15 protein-coding genes are annotated in these 17414 nt (G+C 67.5%); 8 read left to right on the forward strand and 7 right to left on the reverse strand.

Features of this window, described 5'->3' with window-relative positions; all coding sequences use genetic code 11:
- Positions 1-40: 40 nt before the first annotated feature.
- From GSI01S_RS04275 to GSI01S_RS04305, 7 genes are all read left to right on the forward strand, one after another.
- Positions 41-841 (forward strand): enoyl-CoA hydratase-related protein, encoded by an 801-nt coding sequence (locus tag GSI01S_RS04275; protein WP_006895190.1) that lies wholly within the window; start codon positions 41-43, stop codon positions 839-841.
- 63 nt (positions 842-904) lie between these two features.
- On the forward strand, positions 905-2503 hold the full coding sequence (gene fadD5, locus GSI01S_RS04280; protein ID WP_006895192.1) for a fatty-acid--CoA ligase FadD5: 1599 nt from the start codon (positions 905-907) through the stop codon (positions 2501-2503).
- 125 nt (positions 2504-2628) lie between these two features.
- Entirely contained in the window at positions 2629-3759 is a 1131-nt protein-coding gene (locus GSI01S_RS04285) for an NDMA-dependent alcohol dehydrogenase (protein ID WP_039866974.1), read from the forward strand.
- 120 nt (positions 3760-3879) lie between these two features.
- A complete protein-coding gene (locus GSI01S_RS04290) occupies positions 3880-4758 on the forward strand; it encodes a hypothetical protein (protein ID WP_006895196.1) in 879 nt (292 codons plus the stop codon).
- A 27-nt stretch (positions 4759-4785) separates the two neighbouring features.
- The gene (locus GSI01S_RS04295; protein WP_006895198.1) at positions 4786-5166 is read left to right on the forward strand and encodes a hypothetical protein; all 381 of its coding nucleotides are present in this window, start codon (positions 4786-4788) and stop codon (positions 5164-5166) included.
- 11 nt (positions 5167-5177) lie between these two features.
- Positions 5178-5999, forward strand: a complete 822-nt coding sequence (locus GSI01S_RS04300) for a serine hydrolase domain-containing protein (RefSeq protein ID WP_006895199.1) — start codon at positions 5178-5180, stop codon at positions 5997-5999.
- A gap of 105 nt (positions 6000-6104) precedes the next feature.
- Positions 6105-7229 (forward strand): baeRF11 domain-containing protein, encoded by a 1125-nt coding sequence (locus tag GSI01S_RS04305; RefSeq protein ID WP_006895200.1) that lies wholly within the window; start codon positions 6105-6107, stop codon positions 7227-7229.
- Between the two features lie 87 nt (positions 7230-7316).
- Here GSI01S_RS04305 and GSI01S_RS04310 read toward each other — a convergent pair whose 3' ends face one another.
- From GSI01S_RS04310 to aceE, 7 genes are all read right to left on the reverse strand, one after another.
- Positions 7317-7835 (reverse strand): DUF3145 domain-containing protein, encoded by a 519-nt coding sequence (locus GSI01S_RS04310; RefSeq protein WP_006895202.1) that lies wholly within the window; start codon positions 7833-7835, stop codon positions 7317-7319.
- Positions 7836-8107: 272 nt separating this feature from the next.
- Positions 8108-9559, reverse strand: coding sequence for an acyl-CoA carboxylase subunit beta (locus GSI01S_RS04315; RefSeq protein ID WP_006895204.1), 1452 nt, complete (start codon positions 9557-9559; stop codon positions 8108-8110).
- A 27-nt stretch (positions 9560-9586) separates the two neighbouring features.
- A complete protein-coding gene (locus GSI01S_RS04320; RefSeq protein WP_006895205.1) occupies positions 9587-10852 on the reverse strand; it encodes a KasA/KasB family beta-ketoacyl-ACP synthase in 1266 nt (421 codons plus the stop codon).
- A 1-nt stretch (position 10853) separates the two neighbouring features.
- Complete coding sequence (gene acpM / locus GSI01S_RS04325; RefSeq protein WP_006895207.1) at positions 10854-11156, reverse strand: meromycolate extension acyl carrier protein AcpM; 303 nt, start codon at positions 11154-11156, stop codon at positions 10854-10856.
- Positions 11157-11263: 107 nt separating this feature from the next.
- Complete coding sequence (locus GSI01S_RS04330; RefSeq protein WP_006895209.1) at positions 11264-12175, reverse strand: ACP S-malonyltransferase; 912 nt, start codon at positions 12173-12175, stop codon at positions 11264-11266.
- 195 nt (positions 12176-12370) lie between these two features.
- Positions 12371-13648 carry a PucR family transcriptional regulator gene (locus tag GSI01S_RS04335; RefSeq protein ID WP_006895210.1) on the reverse strand — a complete coding sequence of 426 codons (1278 nt, stop codon included), beginning with the start codon at positions 13646-13648 and terminating at the stop codon, positions 12371-12373.
- Between the two features lie 159 nt (positions 13649-13807).
- Entirely contained in the window at positions 13808-16594 is a 2787-nt protein-coding gene (gene aceE, locus GSI01S_RS04340) for a pyruvate dehydrogenase (acetyl-transferring), homodimeric type (protein WP_006895212.1), read from the reverse strand.
- Positions 16595-16818: 224 nt separating this feature from the next.
- On the opposite strand from aceE, the gene GSI01S_RS04345 reads away from it, so the two are divergent.
- Positions 16819-17343, forward strand: coding sequence for an Rv2240c family protein (locus GSI01S_RS04345; protein ID WP_006895214.1), 525 nt, complete (start codon positions 16819-16821; stop codon positions 17341-17343).
- Positions 17344-17414 lie beyond the last annotated feature (71 nt).

Here is a 17414-nt window from a genome sequence, read left to right on the forward strand (position 1 = left end):
GTGGGGGCGATTGCCAGGGTTCACCGAGTCGAGGAGCGCGATGATCAGCGAGGCCGAGTGCCGTGACGGGGTCTGGGCGAGCATCGATGCGAACGGGATCGCGCGTCTGGAGATCGACCGGCCCCGGCAGATGAACGCACTCGACGGGCCCGCGTCCGCGCGCGTGATCGCCCTGTGTGACGAGTGGGCGGCGAGTCCCGACGTCCGCGTGGTGATCCTGTCCGGTCGAGGCGGATCGTTCAGCGCGGGAGCCGATGTGGCGGGGATGGCGCAGGACGCGCGGGGCTCGGGAGGCTTCGACGAGGCCGCCTCCCGGGCGATCATCGAGAACGGGTCGAATCTGGTCCGCGCGGTTCGGGGGCTGCCGATGCCGGTGATCGCCGCGCTCGACGGTGCCGCAGTCGGCATCGGCGCGTCGCTGGCTGTCGCGGCCGATCTCGTCTACGCCACCAGCCGCACCTACTTCATGCTCGCATTCGTCAATATCGGCCTGATGCCGGACGGAGGGGCGTCGGCCCTGTTCACCGCGGCGGTCGGCCGTGCTCGGGCCAACGCGATGGCGTTGCTCGGGGAGAAGCTGTCGGCCGCCGATGCGTACGACGCCGGGCTCATCACGGCGTTCTTCGATGACCCGGCCGGGCTCGCGGCGGCCGTCGACCGGGTTGCCGGACGACTGGCCCGCCGTTCCCCGCGCGCGCTCGCGCTGACCAAGTCGGCTCTCGACCGCCATTCGCTGAGCGGATTCGACGAGGCGCTCGAGCGTGAGATCTCCGGTCAGACCGAGCTCCTCCAGTCGCCGGAGTTCCAGTCCGCCTTGACGTCGTTCGTCGCCGGCCGCTGACCGACCGGCGTCACCCGTGCTTCTCGCCGCGCCCGCTATTTCCGCACCTCGACAGGAGATGACATGACCGAGACCCTGGGCTTCACGCTCACCGACGAACCGCTCCGTTCGCGCCGCAACCATTGGAACAACCAGGTCCGCCGACACGCCGAGACCCGCCCGGACGGGGTGGCCTTGCGTTTCCTGGGCAAGAGCACCACATGGCGGGAGCTCGACCACCGGACGCATTCGCTGGCGGCGGCGCTGCTGCGCCGCGGTGTGCGATTCGGCGATCGAATCATGGTCCTGATGCTCAACCGGACCGAGTACGTGGAACTCACGCTCGCCGCGAATCTGATCGGGGCGATCCCGGTCCCGGTCAACATCCGGATGGCACCCGCCGAGGTGGCCTTCCTCGTCTCCGACTCGGGTGCCCGGGTGATCGCGACCGAGACGATGCTGGCCCCGCTGGCCGACGCCGTCTCGCAGATCACCGGCTCCGTCGAGGAGATCATCACGGTCGGCGACGTCGCGAACCCCGCGCACCTGGCGTACGAGGATCTCGTGTCCGAGCAGGGTGAGCCGCTGCCCGATATCGACGTGCCGGAGGACACCGTCGCCCTGATCATGTACACGTCCGGCACCACCGGCAAGCCGAAGGGGTCGATGCTGACGCACCAGAATCTGCAGGCGCAGGCGGTCACGTGCATTCAGGCGCTGAACACCGCATCCGACGACATCGCGTCCTGCGTCGCCCCGATGTTCCACATCGCGGCGCTCGGTGCGATGACGCCGACCTTCTACATGGGTGCGACCACCGTGATTCATCCGCTCGGCAATTTCGATCCCGAGCAGATGCTCGACGTCCTGGAGGCGGAGGGCACGACCTCCATCTTCCTGGTGCCCGCGCAGTGGCAGGCGGTGTGCGCCGCGCAGCAGGCACGTCCCCGCGAGCTCAAGCTGCGCGTGGTCAGCTGGGGCGCTGCGCCGGCCTCGGACACGGTGCTGCGAGCCATGAACGAGACCTTCCCGGACGCGATGAACGTGGCCGTGTTCGGACAGACCGAGATGTCGCCGATCACGTGCGTGCTCGAGGGCAAGGACGCCTTGCGCAAACTCGGCTCCATCGGGAAGGTCGTCCCGTGCGTCACCGCGCGCGTGGTGGACGCCGCGATGAACGACGTGCCGCAGGGCGAGGTCGGCGAGATCGTGTACCGCGGCCCCAACCTGATGGCCGGCTACTGGCAGAACCCGCAGGGCACCGCGGACGCCTTCGCCGGAGGCTGGTTCCACTCCGGCGACCTGGTGCGTCAGGACGAGGAGGGTTTCCTCTACGTGGTCGACCGAGCGAAGGACATGATCATATCCGGGGGAGAGAACATCTACTGCGCCGAGGTGGAGAACGTGCTCTTCGGCCACCCGAAGGTCGCCGAGGCCGCGATCATCGGCCGCGCGCACGAGAAGTGGGGAGAGGTGCCGGTCGCGGTGGTCGTCCTCGCCGACGGGGTCGACGACCTGACGCTGGAGGAGATGGAACCGTTCCTGAACGAGAATCTGGCGCGGTTCAAGCACCCGAAGGATCTCGTCATCGTCGACGAACTGCCGCGCAATGCCGGCGGAAAGGTCGTCAAGCCGCAGTTGCGAGAGGCGTACGGCAGCAAAGACGCCGGACTCAAGAATTGAGAACTGTAACGTGTTTCATTTTTGTCGAGAAGTGACTACCCTCACTAGCAGATGCGGCTGAGGCCGTACGTCATCTGTGGGATGCGGCCTCGCCGCAACGGGATTCGAAATCGAGGTAAATGACTGTGAAGACCAAGGGCGCCATCCTCCGGGAGCTGAACACGCCGTGGAAGATCGAAGAGATCGAGATCGGTGATCCCAAGGCGCACGAGATCAAGATCCGCATGGAAGCAGCGGGCATGTGCCACTCGGACCATCACCTGATGACCGGCGGCATTCCGATGGGCGGGTTCCCGATCCTCGGCGGTCACGAGGGAGCGGGTGTGGTCGAGGAGATCGGTGAGGGCGTCACCGACTTCGAGGTCGGCGACCACGTGGTGCTGTCGTTCATCCCGTCGTGCGGCAAGTGCCGCTCCTGCAAGGCGGGCGTGGCCAACCTGTGCGACTTCGGTGCCATGCTGCTGCAGGGCGAAGCCGTCTCCGACCACACCTTCCGCATCCACACGGCCGCCGGTGAGCCGGTGTACCCGATGACCCTCCTCGGCACGTTCAGCCCGTACATGGTGGTGCACGAGGCGTCGGCGGTGAAGATCGACAAGGAGATCCCGTTCGAGGTCGCGGCACTGTGCGGCTGCGGCATCCCGACCGGCTACGGATCGTCCACCCGCAGCGGCGACGTCCGCCCGGGTGAGGATGTGGCGATCATCGGCGTCGGTGGCGTCGGAACAGCTGCCCTGCAGGGTGCGGTCATCGCCGGCGCGCGCAACGTCTTCGCCATCGATCCGGTGGAGTGGAAGCGTGAGCAGGCCCTGAAGTTCGGTGCGACTCATGCCTTCGCGTCCGTCGAGGAGGCCATGAACGAGATCGGTAACGCCACCGAGTGGGGGATGTGCCAGAAGGTGATCGTCACCGTCGGCGAGGTGCACGGCGAGGACGTCGACACCTGGCTGAGCATCACCGCCAAGAACGGCACGTGCGTGCTGACCGGCATGGGCAACATGATGGAGAACCAGGTCACGCTCAACCTGTCGATGCTGACGCTGCTGCAGAAGAACTTGCAGGGCAGCATCTTCGGCGGCGCCAACCCGAAGCTCGACATCCCGAATCTGCTGTCGATGTACAAGATCGGCAAGCTCAAGATCGAGGAGATGATCACCCGCCAGTACAGTCTGGACCAGATCAACGAGGGCTACCAGGACATGCTCGACGGCAAGAACATCCGCGGCGTCATCCGTTACACCGACGCCGATCGCTAGGCCCCGCTCGCGAGATTCTGACATCCTGAAGATCCGCCGGCTCATCGGGCCGGCGGATCTTCATATGCAGTGGGCCCGGGCAGCGGCCGGAGGTCCGACTGCCGGCGGCGAAGGGGAGAGATGACCGAGAAGAGGAGCTCGCGTTCACGTGCCGAGCGGGGAGCGGAGATCGCCGAGCGCGAGACCGTCGAGGGCGGAGCCTGGGCGGCCTCGCCGGAGGCGAAGTCGACGGCTCTGACTCTGCGCATCGTCGCCGCAGTGCTGTGGACAGTTGCGATCGCGGGTGAACTCGTCACCATCTTCTGGGTGCTGCGTCAGGATCCGCTCCGGATGTGGCTGCTGATCGTGATGATCGTCGTCATCGGCGCGTTCGCGCTGGCCGGATCGCTGCTGTGGAAGAAGGCCAATCGCTACGATCCGGCGTCCGAGAAGGACCGGGTCCGATTCTTCGTTCAGAACCAGCTCGGCGTGATCGTCACGGTGATCGCCTTCCTCCCGCTGATCGTCCTGATCTTCCTGAACAAGGACATGGACGGGAAGCAGAAGGGGATCGCGGGCGCAGTGGCGATCGTCGTCGCGGCTCTGGTCGGATTGGCCGGCGCCGACTGGGATCCGCCCTCGGTGGAGCAGTACGGCGTCGAGACCAATGTGGTCGAGCAGCTGACGGGCAAGAACCGCGTGTACTACACCAAGGGCGGTTCGGTCTTCCACGTCTGCGCCGACGTACCCGATCTCCGGCGGTCGGCGACGATCCTCGACGGCACGGTGGACCAGGCGCATGCTGACGGCAAGGACCGGCTGACGAAGAAGTGGGTCTCCGAGGCGATCAACAACTGCGGGATCCCGGTGGAGCGGGTCGACGCCGTGCTCGGCGACGTCGACGACGTCACCTCCACGCTCGACGACGACCAGTTCACGACGGGCTCCGACGGAAAGCCCTCGGTCAACACCGATGTCGAGACGCCCGCTCCCGCAGGCACGCCGACGCCGGGCCGCTGACCGCACCGATCGGAGACGGGGAGTGTCGTGCGTGAGCTGACGAGTGACGATCTCGGGCTGCTGCTGTCATTGTTCGCGGTCCTGCTGTTGGCGTTCGCGGCCAACTTCCACTTCTCGCGTACGTCGGTGCGGCGTCACCGGCGGGCCGCGTTGCTGTTCGTGGTGGTGAGCTTTCTCGGCGAACTCTCGACGGTGGTGGCGTTGATGCTGACGTGGGTCGCGCTGTGGAGTCCGGCCGCATGGGACAGGATCGACGATCTGCTGGTCTTCGTACCGGGCACGATCGCGATCCTGTGCGCGGTGGTGCTGACAGTGGAGTCGGTCTACGCGCGGTCGGTCAACATCATCAGGGTGGAGCGGGATCCCGCCACGCCGGGACACCGAACGCGCGATCGTGCCGGTGAGTAGGGTCGGTAGGCGTGAGATCACTCGAGACGCTTTCGGACTGGCCTGTCGACAACGTCTCCGCGGCCGTGCTCACCGCGGAGGGAACCGCCGGAACGTTCGGCGACCTCGCCCGCGTGTACGAGCTCGCGTCGGTCACCAAGCTCCTCGTCGCGCAGGCCGTGCTCGTCGCGGTGGAAGAGGGCGCGATCGATCTGCGGACTCCCGCCGGCCCGCCCGGAGCCACCGTCGCGCACCTGCTGGCGCATGCATCGGGCCTGGCCTTCGACAGCCGGCAGGTGGTCGCAGGCGTGGCCGAACAGCGGATCTACTCGAGCGCGGGATTCGAGGTGCTAGCCGAAGCGGTGGAAGCGGAGACCGGCATCGCCTTCGCCCACTATCTGCGCGAGGCCGTCTGCGATCCGCTCGGACTGACGGCGACGGAACTATACGGTCCGGCCGGGCACGGTGCACGGTCGACCGTCGCGGACCTCTCCCGGTTCGCCGCCGAGCGGCTCGCACCCCGGCTGATCTCCATTGGTCTCTCAGCGGAATCGGCGTCGGTGCAGTTTCCCGGGCTCGACGGATTCGTCCCCGGCTACGGTAAGCACCGGCCGAACGATTGGGGCCTCGGCTTCGAGATCCGGGGAACCAAGAGCCCGCACTGGACGGCTCCCGCTCATTCCCCGCGGACTCACGGGCACTTCGGCCAGGCCGGGACCTTCCTGTGGGTGGACCCCGACCGGCGGGCCGCCGCGGTGGTCCTCACCGACCGGCCTTTCGGGCCGTGGGCCAAGCCCCTCTGGAGTGAGTTCAACCAGGAAATACTCGACGAACTCGACGGCTCCGGCGGGTAGCCTCGGAACCAGGACGCGGTCTCGCCTCACATCCGGGTGGAGTCAGTCGGGTGCGGGGGCGCGTCGTCGCCGCGTTCGCACCCGAGAACCCGAAGGAGGCGTTTCGTGGCACGTTATGAACTCCCGACCACGACGGAGCTGCTCGAACTCGGGTCGCCGCGCGATCACGCGGTGACCGTCTATGCGCAGGCCAGTGCCGCGCAGTACGATCTCGCCCGAACCACGGTCAAGAGCGCGATGGACCGCGCCATCCGGTCGCTCCGCAACGGCGGCGGGAACCACGCGCTGGAGTCGGCCCTGCGCGAGAGGACCACGGCGATTCTCGCCGACGAGGGGTGGCGCAAGCTGTCGCACTCGCTGGCGGTGTTCATCACTCCGGAAGAGGCGGAGATGTTCGTCCTCCCGAACCAGTTGGAGAACCAGCTTCAGGTCGGCAGCTACTTCGACGTCGGACAGCTGGTGCGCGCGGCGGCGGCCCCGCAGGACGCCTACGCGCTGACGCTGTCGGCCGACGGGTGGAACCTGTGGCAGGCGTCCGGAACGGAGCTGGCGTCGGAGATGGAGGTGGAGGCAGACGGCATCGGCGATGTCGCGGAGGCCACCAATCGCGCGACGGTGCGCGGACGGATCCATGCCCGTCGGCTGCACGGCGACGAGGGCACCAAGCTGCTCCTCGAGACGTACGCCAAACGCGTGCACGAGGTGGTGGTGAAGGCGATCGACGCCGATGACCCGTCCGCCGAGCGCCCGCTGTTCGTGTTCGCCGCCGATCCGCTGCTGGACATGTACCGGAACCTCGACCGCGGCTTCCGCGAACTCGTCGCGGTGCCCGGAAGCCCCGACGAACTGACGGCGGTGCAGATCGATGCCAGGATCCGCCAGGAACTCGCGGACATCAACTCCCGCCGCGCCAACGCGACGGTTGAGAAGATCGCCGACGGCGTGGCCAAGGGCCTCGTCGCGACCGACCTCGTGGATGTGGCACGGGCGGCGGTCGCGGGCAACGTCGACACCCTGGTGTACGACTTCACCGTCGACGTCCTCGGGCGCCTGGACAACGAGACGGGCGACGTCACGTACGCCGACGACGGCTACGACCTGCTGTCACGCATCGCGGTGTGGGTGCTGCAGACGGGCGGCCGGGTGATTCCGGTTCGCGCGTCCGAGATCGTCTCCGACATCTGGAACGGCACCGTGACGGCTCGGCTGCGTTACCCGCTGAGTACCTAGGACAGAGCTCGCGACAGACGACGGCCGCTCGGAGCAGAACGCTCCGAGCGGCCGTCGTCTGTCGAAGAACCGGGGTGCGGCGGCTGTTCAGCCCACCCGCTGGCGCAGCCACGTGACCTCTGCGCCGACACCGCCCATGCGGTAGTTCTCCAGGCCCTCGTCCCACGCGGTGCCGAGGATGGCATCGAGCTCTCCGGCCAGGCCGGCACTGTCGGGCTGTGCGTCCATCAGCGCGCGCAACTGCATCTCTCCGACGATCACGTCACCGTTGGCTCCGGTGGACCCACGCCACAGACCCAGCCCCGGCAGATAGCAGAAGCGTTCGCCGTCGACACCCTCGCTGGGGTTCTCGGTCACCTCGAAGACCAGGCCGGACCATTCGCGCAGCGCATTGGTCAGCCGTGCGCCGGTACCGACCGGCCCCGTCCAGTCGACGCTCGCACGCATGCGGCCGGGCTCGGCGTCCTGTTCGGACCACTTCAGGTCGGCCCGCGCATTCAGAGTCGACGACAGCGCCCACTCCACGTGCGGGCACAGCGCGACGGGAGAGGCGTGGATGTAGACCACGCCGCTCGTCATGTCCGCAAACTGATTCAGATTGCGCACCTTTTCACCTCCGGTTCGACGAGGAACGTCTTCCCCAAGCGCACCTACGCCGGAACTCGGATATCACACTGCTGATACAAAGTATGCCTTGTGATGTGCGTGTTGCGCTAGTTCTTTTTGGTGCGGATGTGTTCCTCGACGGACGACGGACGACGGACGACGGACGACGGGCGACGGACGACGGGCCGGCGCAGTCCGCCGGGAACGACGATGTCCCCGGCGCCGTACAGGCGTCCGGGGACATCGTCGAACTCATGCGCTCCAAGTGCGCGTCACAGCGGAATGTTCTTGTGCCGTCCGCGTCGGGCAGGCGCCGAAGCGAGGGCCTCGGCGATGATGCTGCGAGTCTTGGCCGGATCGATGATCTCGTCGACGACGCCGATCGACTGGGCACGGCCGACGCCGCCTGCGATCTGCTCGTGCTCCTGGGCGAGGCGCTCGTGAAGCTCCTCGCGCTCCTCCTCCGGGGCCGCGGCGAGGGTCTTCTTGTGCAGAATGCCGACGGCGGCCTTGGCGCCCATGACGGCGACCTCGGAGCCCGGCCAGGCGAAGACAGCGGTGGCGCCGAGGGCGCGCGAGTTCATGGCGATGTAGGCGCCGCCGTAGATCTTGCGGGTCACGAGCGTGACACGCGGCACCGAGCACTCGGCGAACGCGTGCAGCAGCTTGGCGCCGCGGCGCACGACGCCGTTCCACTCCTGGCCGACGCCCGGGAGGTAGCCGGGGACGTCGGTGATGACGATGATCGGCACACCGAAGGCATCGCACAGGCGCACGAAGCGGGAGGCCTTCTCGGCGGCCTCCGAGTTCAGGCAACCGCCCATCCGGAGCGGGTTGTTCGCGACGATGCCCACGCTGCGGCCCGACAAGCGGCCGAAGCCGACGGTGATGTTCGGGGCCCACTTGGCCTGGAACTCCTCGAAGGTGGTGACCTCCGACTCGCCGTCCGCCGCGAGCTGGGTGTCGAGGAGGGCCTCGACGATCGGGTGGACGTCGTAGGCGCGCCGATTCGACTCGGGCAGCAGTGCGCGCAGGTCGGTGTCGCCGGCCTCCGCCTTCTCCCGGTTGAAGTGACCCTGCTGCGAGAACGTGCCGACCAGACGGCGGGCGCGCCAGTACGCGTCGGCCTCCGAGTCGGCGGTGATGTGGCTGACGCCGGAGCGCTTGCCGTGGGTGTGCGGTCCGCCGAGCGATTCCATGTCGACCTGCTCGCCGGTGACGCTCTTGACCACGTCGGGCCCGGTCACGAAGACCCGGCCCTCCGGAGCCATGATCACGACGTCGGTCAGGGCCGGTCCGTACGCGGCACCGCCCGCGGCGAACCCGACCACCACGGAGATCTGCGGCACGTAACCCGATGCGCGCACCATGGCCTCGAACACGCCCCCCACAGCGTGCAGGGCCTCGACGCCCTCGGCCAGTCGAGCGCCGCCCGAGTGCCAGATGCCCACGACGGGCGCCTGCTCGGCGATCGCGGTGTCGATCGCGTTCACGATGTGAGCGCAGCCGACGATCCCCATGGCACCGCCCATCACGGTGCCATCGGTGCAATAGGAGACGGTGCGAACACCGTTGACGTCGCCGATCGCCGCCAGCACACCCGATTTGTCTCGGGGATGCAGCAGCTCGACGGTTCCGTCGTCGAAGAAGCTAGTCAACCGCAGCAACGGATCGCGCGGATCCGTCGCCTCCTCACGGCCGGGGATGGGTGCCAGTGTGGTCATCGGGTTCTCCTATGCGGGGGTTGGGGATCAGTATCGGCCGAATGCCAAGGCCACGTTGTGCCCACCGAATCCGAAGGAGTTGCTCAGCGCGAAGTCGATCTGTCCGCGGCGAGCCTCACCGTGTACGACGTCGATGTCGCCGCACTCCGGATCCAGGTTGTCCAGATTCAGCGTCGGGGGAATGACGGAGTCCTCCACCGACTTGATGGTCAGGACCGCTTCGAGAGCGCCGACGGCGCCGATCGAATGGCCCAGGGCTGACTTGGGCGCGTAGATGGCTGCGTGGTTGCCCACGGCGGCCTGGATGCCCAGCGATTCTGCGGTGTCTCCGATGGGGGTGGACGTCGCATGCGCGTTGACGTGCGTGATGTCCGATTTCTGCAGACCGGCGGTCTGCAGGGCTCGGGCCATCGCGCGGGTGTTGCCCTGCCCCGAGGGGTCGGGGGCGACGATGTGGAACCCGTCCGAGGTGATGCCGGTGCCCATCAGCCGAGCGTGGATGTGAGCACCGCGCGCCTTGGCGTGGTCCTCCCGCTCGAGGACGAGCATGGCCGCGGCCTCGCCGAAGACGAATCCGTCGCGGTCGGAGTCGAACGGGCGCGACGCGGACGCCGGATCGTCGTTCCGGGTGCTCATCGCGCGCATCATGCTGAAGGCTGCGATCGGCACCGCGTCGATGTGTCCTTCGACGCCGCCGCACACGATCATGTCGGCGTCGCCCATGACGATGTGACGCCATGCGTGTGCGATCGCCTCCGCACCCGACGAGCATGCCGAGACCGGGGTGATGACGCCGGCGCGTGCGCCGATGTTGAGACCTGCGACGGCCGCGGGCCCGTTGGGCATCGCCATCGAGACGGCCAGCGGCGACACCTTGCGGTAGTTGCCGGTGTCCTTCAGAGCTCGGTCGGCGTCGATCAGCGAGTCCGCGCCGCCGATGCCGGTGCCGAGAACCACGCCGAGCCGGTCGGGGTCGACCTCCGGCTCGCCGGCCTGCGCCCACAGGCGCTTGCTCATCACATGCGACATCCGCTCGACGTACGACATGCGTCGCGCCTCGATGCGAGTCACTTCGTTGGTCGGGTCGTCGACGAGACGACCACCGATGCTGACCGGCAATTTGTACTGCTCGACGAAATCGTCGGTCAGCTCCCGAATGCCGGTCTTACCGGCGACGAGATTTTCCCAGGTCGTGTCGAGATCAGCTCCCAGGGGCGTGGTGGCGACCATGGAGGTCACCACCACGCTGGGGAACTCTCCACCGCGAGTGGAAAAGTCACGCAGCTCGGTCATGCTACGCCTGGCCGCCCTCGATCTGGGCGGCGATGGCTGCAGCGGTCTCGGGGTTCTCGGCCTCGAGCTTCTGGACGTAGGCGACGGTGTCGCCGACGGTGCGCAGGCTGGCGAGATCCTCGTCCGGAACCTTCACGCCGTACTTGTCCTCGACCTGGACGGCGATCTCCACCATCGACAGCGAGTCGATGTCCAGATCGTCGACGAACGACTTCTCCAGCGTCACCTCCGACGGCTCGATGCCGGTGACTTCCTCGATGATCTCGGCGATGCCTGCGACGAGCTGTTCCTGAGTGGCGGCCACGGTGTGGCTCCCTTCTTCGTTTCTGTACTGCTATCTGGTTTTCCGGAGTCAGCGTGTGCTGAGTGGACGGGCCGTGAGGCCTTCCGGGGGTCGGGTGCTGCCGACCGCTATCCAAGTCCTGGGAGGTCCTCCAGATCGGCGGGGACCTTGACGGCTCGCGAGGGCACGCCCTTCAATTCACGCTTGGCGATGCCCACGAGCGTCCCGCCCGGCGCGAGTTCGACGATCGCGTCGGTGCCCGCCTCGCGGAGGTAGTCCGAACAGAGGTCCCAGCGTACGGGGCTGGTGACCTGAGTGACGAGTCGGCGCAGGGCTTCGGCGCCGGTGGGAACGGGGCGACCGTCTGCGTTCGAGAGCAGGGTCCGGGTGGGGTCGGCGGGCGTGATCTGCGCCGCTGCCTCGGCGAACGCGTCCTGCGCCGGTGCCATGAACCGAGTGTGGAACGCTCCGGCGACCGCCAGTTTGCGCGTGCGCGCCTTGGCAGGCGGCGCCGAGATCAGCTTGTCGATGGCGACGACCGAACCCGCGGCGACGATCTGTCCCCTCGCGTTGCGGTTGGCGGGCACGAGGTCGAGATCGTCGAGGAAGGCGAGCACCTCGGTCTCATCGCCGCCGAGGATCGCGGCCATGGTGGTCTCCTCCAGCGCGCAGGCCTTGGCCATCTCGGCGCCACGCACGCCGGCCAGGATCATCGCCTCATCGGCCGTCAGGACGCCCGCGACGGCGGCGGCGGCGACCTCGCCGATCGAGTGTCCGGCGATCACGACGTCCGCGGGCAACTCGCCGTGGCGGCGGCGGAACTCGTCGAACGAGAGCAGTGCGGAGGCGACCACGAGCGGCTGGGTGACCGCGGTATCGGTGATCTCCTCCGCCGTCGCTGTGGTTCCGAGGCGTTCGAGGTCGAGTCCGATGGCCTCGGACCACGCGGAGACGCGGTCACGAGCCCCGGGCAGCTCCAACCATTCGGTGAGCATGCCGGGTGTCTGGGAGCCCTGGCCGGGCGCAAGCAACGAAAGCACGTGACTAGGGAACACCTTTCAGCTGTGTCGTAGTGGTGTTGCTGGGTACGAACCTTGGCGGCGATATTTGTAGGGTTCCTACAAAAGTGACTCTGTCGGTGTTCCCATCGTCATCGGGTTGAGATCCGTTACGCGATCGAGTCTGACAAACACCGAACAGGGTCTATACGGCTACTTTGCCGTGACGAGTGTTACTCAGGGGGCTGAATGGGGCGTTCCTTGATGGTTTCGTGCCAATCTCCCGATGGTCAGTGCGACACGCAGAACGAAAGCGTCTCGGGGGTTAGATGCGTCACGTCCGGTGATGTCGGCCACCTTCTTTAGGCGATACCGCACAGTATTTGGATGGATATACAGTTCCCTGGCACAAGTTTCCACCTGGCCGCCGCTGTCGAGGTAGGCCTCGACGGTGTTGACGAGGGTCTCCGAACCGCTCAGGGGTTCCACGATCGTCTCGTCCATCGTCTCGATCGCTGAGCGGTCGCCGTTGAGCGCCCGCTCGGGAAGCAGATCCCAGCTGTAAGCCGGTCGCGGCGCGTTGGGCCATCCGACCACCGCCCGGAGTCCGGCCATGGCCTCGACGGCGCTCGCGTGGGCCGATCCCAGGTTGGGCGTGGTCGGGCCGATCACCACGGGACCCTCGGCGAAGTGCTCGAGGAGGTCGGTGAGAAAGCGGTCGGACGGCCGCAGCGGCCCCTCGACGATCGCGACGAGGGTGCTGCCCTGCACCACCGAGAGTGCGGCGCGGTCGTACTGTTTGGCGGTGTTGTGGAGCGTCAACGCGACCGACACGTTCTGTTCCGGGGGCGGAGATCCGACGATCACCGTCGCCGCGGCGTCGGTGGACCAGTTCAGTGCCGCCGCGCGCGAGAGCAACTGCGGGCCCTCGTCACCGCGCACCACGGCGTCGACCACGAGTGCCTCCATGCGCGAGTCCCACGCGCCACGCGACTCGGCGGCCGAGGCGTAGATCGCGGCGGCGGCGAATCCGATCTCCCGGCCGTACCGCAGCACCGATTCGGTGAGTGCGCGGAGCTGGGCGTCGTTCCGGGCCAGGAGCGGAAGCCACTTCTCGAAGAACTCCATCGCCACGCGCACCATCTCGACCGTCTGCAGCAGTGAGATGCGCCGGGCCAGGTCCTGGGGGACCACCTGGAATGCCTGGACGGTGAACTTGACGTTCCCCTCCGGGTCCTGGATCCACTCCACGAAGTTGACGACCGCCGTCTGGACCACCAACTGCACGCTGGCCCGCTGCGCCGCGTCGAGGTCGCTGAAATAGGGCAGTTGCTCGGACATCGAGTGGATCGCTTCGGTGGCCAGTCGGCCGCTGTACTGCTTCACGCGGCGCAGCAGGGTGTCGGGCAGCGCGTCGTGCACGGTGGCCGGCGCGGGCACGTGGGCGCCGCGCGCGCCGAAGACGTCGGTGGCGCGCGTCGTCTTCAGACGGGGGTCGGGTTCGGCATCAGGCACGGATTCAATGTAGACCGCTCGCGACCCGCTGTGGCCGGGTCGTATCGGCCGGCCGGACTGGGCCGATGGTCGCGGGCGCTGTCCGTCGAACGTCCCCCCGCGCCGAGACGACCGAACGCCGGCGACGCGAGGTCGCCGGCGTTCGGGTGGTCGGACCGGTCAGGCGACGCCGGGGTCGCTGGTCTGCTCGGGAGCAGCCGAGACGTCGTCGATCTGGTACTTCCGGGCGGCGTCGGCCGCGACGGTGCGGTCGATCTTGCCGTCGCGGGCCAGCGCCACCAGTACTCCGACGACGATGGATTCGGCGTCGATATTGAAGTAGCGGCGTGCGGCGGGGCGGGTGTCGGAGAATCCGAAGCCGTCGGCGCCGAGGGTGAGATACGTCCCCGGAACGTACGCGCGGATCTGTTCCTGGACGCCGCGCATGTAGTCCGAGACGCCGACGAACGGGCCCTTGGCGTACTGCAGCACCTCGGTGAGGTACGGCCGCGTCGACGACCCCGGGTTGCGCAGTTCGGCCCGATCGGCTGCGATGCCGTCGCGGGCGAGCTCCGACCACGAGGTCACCGAGTACACGTCGGCGGCCACGTCCCACTCCTGCGCCAGCAGGTCCTGGGCGCGCAGGGCATCGCCCATCGTGACGCCCGAGACGAGGATGTTCGCGAAGTGCGCCGCGGGCTGCGGTGCCCTCCGGTACCGGTAGATGCCCTTGAGCAGCCCCGCGACGTCCAGATCCTCCGGCTCGGCCGGCTGGGTGATGGGCTCGTTGTAGACGGTCACGTAGTAGAAGACGTTCTCCGCATCCGGACCGTACATGCGCTCGAGACCGTCGACGACGATGTGCGAGAGCTCGTACGCGAACGCCGGGTCGTAGGAGACGGCGCCCGGGTTGGTCGCGGCGAGCAGCGGAGAGTGTCCGTCGGCGTGCTGCAGACCCTCACCGGTCAGCGTGGTGCGGCCCGCGGTGGCTCCGATGACGAATCCCCGGGCCATCTGGTCGGCCGCGGCCCAGAGACCGTCGCCGGTCCGCTGGAAGCCGAACATCGAATAGAAGATGTACAGCGGGATCATCGGCTCGCCGTGCGTGGCGTACGACGTGCCGACCGCGGTGAAGCTGGCTGTGGAACCGGCCTCGTTGATGCCCTCGTGCAGGATCCGGCCGTTCTCCGCCTCCTTGTAGGCGAGCATCAGTTCGGCGTCGACGGACGTGTAGTTCTGGCCGTGCGGGTTGTAGATCTTCAGGGTGGGGAACCAGGAGTCCATGCCGAAGGTCCGGGCCTCGTCCGGGATGATCGGAACGATGCGCTTGCCGACCTCCTTGTCGCGCAGGAGCTCCTTGAAGATGCGGACCAGCGCCATGGTGGTCGCCACCTGCTGGTTGCCCGAGCCCGATGCCACGGCCTTGAGGGCGGGTGCCGGATCGGCCTGCAGCGGCTTGGCCGCCACCTTGCGGCTCGGGACGAATCCGCCGAGCTGCTTGCGCCGTTCCAGCATGTACTGGATCTCCGGAGAGTCCATACCCGGGTGGTAGTACGGCGGCAGGTACGGGTCGGCCTCGAGCTGCGCATCGGTGATCGGCACATGCGCGGTGTCGCGGAAGGCCTTCAGATCGTCGAGCGTCATCTTCTTCATCTGGTGGGTCGCGTTGCGGCCCTCGAAGTGCTTGCCGAGCGTGTAGCCCTTGATCGTCTTCGCCAGGATCACCGTGGGCTGTCCCTTGTGGGCCATGGCGGCGGCGTATGCGGCGTAGATCTTGCGGTAGTCGTGACCGCCGCGCTTGAGGTTCCAGATGTCCTCGTCCGAGAGATCGTTGACGAGTTCCTTGGTGCGCGGATCACGGCCGAAGAAGTGGTCGCGGATGAACGCGCCGTCGTTGGCCCGGTAGGTCTGGTAGTCGCCGTCGGTGGTGCGGTTCATCAGGTTGACCAGCGCACCCTCCTTGTCGGCGTGCAGCAGATCGTCCCACTCGCGGCCCCACACCACCTTGATGACGTTCCAGCCCGCGCCGCGGAAGAACGACTCCAGTTCCTGGATGATCTTTCCGTTGCCGCGGACCGGGCCGTCGAGCCGCTGCAGATTGCAGTTGATGACGAAGGTCAGGTTGTCGAGCCCGTCGATGGCGGCGACCTGCGCCAGACCGCGCGACTCGGGCTCGTCCATCTCACCGTCGCCGAGGAACGCCCATACGTGCTGGTCGGAGGTGTCCTTGATGCCGTTCGCGTGCAGGTATTTGTTGAACCGGGCCTGGTAGATCGCGTTCATCGGGCCCAGGCCCATCGAGACGGTGGGGAACTGCCAGAACTCCGGCATCAACCGGGGATGCGGGTACGACGGCAGCCCGCCGCCTTCGCCGGCGTGGCTCTGCTCCTGACGGAAGCCGTCGAGCCGCGCCTGGTCGATGCGTCCTTCCAGGAAGGCGCGCGCGTAGATGCCGGGTGAGGCGTGGCCCTGGATGAAGACCTGGTCGCCGCCGCCGGGATGATCCTGGCCGCGGAAGAAGTAGTTGAAGCCGACTTCGTAGAGCGAGGCGGACGACGCGTACGTCGAGATGTGGCCGCCCACGCCGATGCCGGGCCGCTGCGCTCGGTGGACCATGATCGCGGCGTTCCACCGGATGAAGGCGCGGTAGCGGCGCTCCAGATCCTCGTCCCCGGGGAACTCGGGTTCCAGTTCGGTCGGGATCGTGTTGACGTAGTCGGTGTTCGTCAACGCGGGGATGCCCACACGCTTGTCCTCCGCGCGTTCCAGAATGCGCAGCATGAGGTACCGCGCGCGCTCGGGGCCCGCGTCGGCGAGCATGGCGTCGAAGGACTCGAGCCACTCGTCGGTCTCCGTGGGGTCGTTGTCGACCAGGTAGGACGCGACGCCGTCCCGAATGACCTGAACGCGGCTCCCGCTCGACGCCGGCGCGCCGGCCTTGTCGGTGCCGGCGATCTGATCAGTCACTGTCTGCCACCTATCTCGCAGTCCACCGAAGCGATTGCCGCCGCGAACTGCATGTCGGGGCCGCCGGGGTGGGGCGGCCGGATACGTGCCGCGGAACGATGGTGCGGCCTTGCCTATATCGTGCCGCAAATCACCGGCCCTGGCGCAAGATGTGTCCAGTCACATGCCGCTCGGGTGCGGTAGCGTCGGCGTATCCGCTGCTTCTCTCCCGAAAGGGGGACCTCGTGGGCCGGACGGCTCGGTCGATCGTGGTCGCGGCGACGGCGCTGACCGCTGTCGCCGCCGTCCCGGCGTGCTCATCGGACGACGAGTCGCCGAGTCCGACGGTCTCGGTCGGCACGGTCACCAGGACCGTCGCCCGCGCGGGATCCTCCGAAGCGGAGAAGGTCGCCGTCGTCCGATTGTGCCAGCAGGTGATCACTTCGGCCGGTGTGATGGCACGCGATTACAACGCCTTCGTCAAACGCCTCAACGAGGTCCAGGATTACGAGAAGGTCGGATCCGAGGACCGCTGGGCGGTCGACACTCTCGACACGGGCGCCGAGGAAGTCCGCAAGGCCGTCTCGCCCGAGGTGCCGGAGAAGGTCGACGCGCAGGTGGAGGCGTTCGTCGCCAGTGCCGAACGCCTGGCCGAGCAGATTCAGGCGAAGCGGCGCCAAGCGCTCAACGGCGCCTCCGACAGATGGGACGCGGACCGTACCGCACTACTCGACACGTGCGCGGGGTATCTCCCCGCGGGATCGGCGTGAACCGTCCCGAATCCGTTGCAGAGAAGCCCCAATCCCGTACTTCGGGCGGTTAGACACTGTGCTCGGGGGTA

This window comes from Gordonia sihwensis NBRC 108236, assembly GCF_000333035.1.
GTDB lineage: Bacteria > Actinomycetota > Actinomycetes > Mycobacteriales > Mycobacteriaceae > Gordonia > Gordonia sihwensis.

Coding starts and splice junctions, on each gene's coding strand:
- GSI01S_RS04275 (WP_006895190.1), top strand. CDS start 41: ATGATCAGCGAGGCCGAGTGCCGTGACGGGGTCTGGGCGAGCATCGAT.
- GSI01S_RS04320 (WP_006895205.1), bottom strand. CDS start 10,852: ATGACCGAGCTGCGTGACTTTTCCACTCGCGGTGGAGAGTTCCCCAGC.
- fadD5 (WP_006895192.1), top strand. CDS start 905: ATGACCGAGACCCTGGGCTTCACGCTCACCGACGAACCGCTCCGTTCG.
- GSI01S_RS04290 (WP_006895196.1), top strand. CDS start 3,880: ATGACCGAGAAGAGGAGCTCGCGTTCACGTGCCGAGCGGGGAGCGGAG.
- GSI01S_RS04315 (WP_006895204.1), bottom strand. CDS start 9,559: ATGACCACACTGGCACCCATCCCCGGCCGTGAGGAGGCGACGGATCCG.